The sequence below is a fragment of the Luteitalea sp. genome (assembly GCF_022842525.1).
In the GTDB taxonomy this organism is placed as follows: Bacteria; Acidobacteriota; Vicinamibacteria; order Vicinamibacterales; family Vicinamibacteraceae; genus Luteitalea.
In genome coordinates this window covers 1-2259 of sequence record NZ_JALHPM010000316.1, presented here as the reverse complement: position 1 = coordinate 2259, position 2259 = coordinate 1, and the positions used below count along the sequence as shown (strand labels likewise).

The 2259-nt window shown below is 69.3% G+C and carries 1 protein-coding gene; it reads right to left on the bottom strand.

Features of this window, described 5'->3' with window-relative positions:
• Window positions 1-1294 precede the first annotated feature (1294 nt).
• Window positions 1295-2122, bottom strand: coding sequence for an alpha/beta hydrolase (locus Q0C41_RS30095; RefSeq protein ID WP_291990500.1), 828 nt, complete (start codon window positions 2120-2122; stop codon window positions 1295-1297).
• Window positions 2123-2259: the final 137 nt, after the last annotated feature.

Genomic DNA, 2259 nt, shown 5'->3' with positions numbered 1-2259 from the left:
GAGCTCACCAACTGAGGGCAGGGGACCTTCCTGCCATCCGAGTAGCAGCCGGAGTCGCCAGTGGCGAGGTAGAGCCCGGCCAAGACCCCTACAATCGCACCGAACTTCGCACCCCGCTTCGCCCCACCGCTGAAGCTCCGGCCACCGTACACTTGTACACGCGTCACGCTGTTGTGGGCTATGCCCGTCGTAGCGCCCGCGGGGAGTTGCACGAACACGCTTTCGCGCGCCACCTGTCGCAGAATTCCCTCCCACGGTCGGTGGCCTCCTGACCAGATCCGCACCTGATCGCCGGGGCGCGCGACGAGGGTCGTTGCTTCCTGACTCCACACCCACGCTGGAGAGGACCACATCAGGATCCCCAAACTTACCCGAAGCAGCAGTGAGCGCATTGGCCCCTCCCGAGAGGTTGTGCGTCAACGCTGAACTCGGCACCCTGTCGTGTCATCAGGGAACCGGCGCGCTCTGTGTCGGCGCTTTCCCCCGGTGATCGGCACCTAGGCCGACAGCGCGCTCAGCATCGCGGGCGTCGTGTCGTTGCCCGCACTGGCTAACGTTTCACGTTCACCTGCGGACGCGCCGGCACGGACGTGAGCGCCCCGGGGCGATGAAAGCGGCTGGCGCCGCCTGCACGGAAGGAAAAATGGAGGCCGCTGGCTGGCGGCGCCAGTCGCCGACCGACGGGGGCGCGGGCAAGCCACAGCTCTGTGGGCGCGTCCGGCAGGTGCAACGTGGGGTTAGGCTGCCCGGCAGGAGGGCTCCAGGGCCTGGCGCGTGGGCTGGCGCCCCATCCGGTTGACGTCGGTCGAGCAGGGTAGGGGGTCGCCGTGGCGTGGGCCTCTGGCACGGGATTCCGGTGCTGGGCCTGCGAGGTTCGCCCCGTGGGGCACCCTGAAGGGAGGTCGTCGACGGTGGCGGTCGGTCGCGCGTGACGGACGGGTGACCACCCGCCGGTGGAGGTGCACCTGCGAGGCCGGCGCGTGGTTGACTCGGAAGGGAGTAGGCGGCCCTGTGTGAGGTGGCCCGAGCGCGGCATGGAGGCGCGGGGCACCCTGAAGGGACGCAGCCGGTGTTGACCTGGCGGGGTCTGGTGCCGCTGCACGACCCGAAAGGTTGCAAGTTCCAAAGAAGTACCGCTGTTGCGTCGGAGTCGCGAGGCCCTCGCAGCCTAACGCTCGCGTTCTCTTGCAGGGCCCTTCCATAGGATGCCGACAGTGAGCGCAGCGAACAGTCGGCACTCCTTGAAGGCCCTGTCAAGAGCAACGCAAGGTTAGACGGCGGGGTCGCGCGCGCCTTAGTCGCGGCGCCGAGCCGCCCCCGCGAGGACGCGCTGGACTGCCTCCAGCACGACTTCGGGGCGCTCTCGGTGGATGCTATGCCCCACACGATCCACGCGCACGTACTCCCGGCCCGGCGCGCGCGCGGCCCACCGCCGATGCTCGTCCGTCCAGAGCGGCCCCAATTCCGCCATGTCGGCACGGGGCGACGACAACACGATGGCCGGCGCCCGCATCCGAGCGTCGAGCGTCCGCACGAGGGCGAGGTTCGTATCCCAGGCGTCTTCCTCAGCGCGCTCCCCGGGTGGACGACTCGCGACGTCGGCGGCATCGAGCGAATCGAAGTGCGCGTAGACTTGCGGATATTCGCGCTTGGCCCGCGCATAGAAGTCCTCGGCCGCCGGGTCCACGAGCACCAGCCCCATGACCTCGGCGGGGAACGTCGCGGCGAACACCCGGGCGTAGACTCCACCCGCCGAGTGCGCGATGAGGAGGTACGGCGGTGGCAGGCGGGCGGCCCGCAGCGCGCTCCGCAACTCCTCCGCGATGACGCGCGCGGTGCGCGGCCGCGGCGACGGCTCCGAGCCGCCCAACCCCGCGCGATCGTACGCCACCACGCGCCCCAGTGCCGCCAGCGACGGTTGGAGCGTGCGCCACGTCCGCGACGTGCCGCCGCTGCCCGCCTCTAACACCAGTGTGGGCGTCCTCTGGCCGCTCACAATCAAGCGCATGCGATGACCCGCCACCGGCACCGCGAGCGTGTCCGGCCCCTGCGCGTGCGCTTGGCAAGGCGCACTCAGCACGGTGACGAGCACGGCAACACCCCAGAGAGCAATCGCGCGCATCAATCCTCGTAGGTGAAGTCAGGGCTACCGCCGTCTTGTATCTGGTACTTGAGAGAGTTTGGCCTCAAAATGGGATCTGCGCTAGCTCGGTGCGGTCTGGGTGGAATGGACACCGTACGTTAGCTGGGGCAGCGCAG

Bases quoted from the DNA above. Each gene is read 5' to 3' on its own strand.
- Q0C41_RS30095 (WP_291990500.1), bottom strand. From the start codon at position 2,122: ATGCGCGCGATTGCTCTCTGGGGTGTTGCCGTGCTCGTCACCGTGCTG.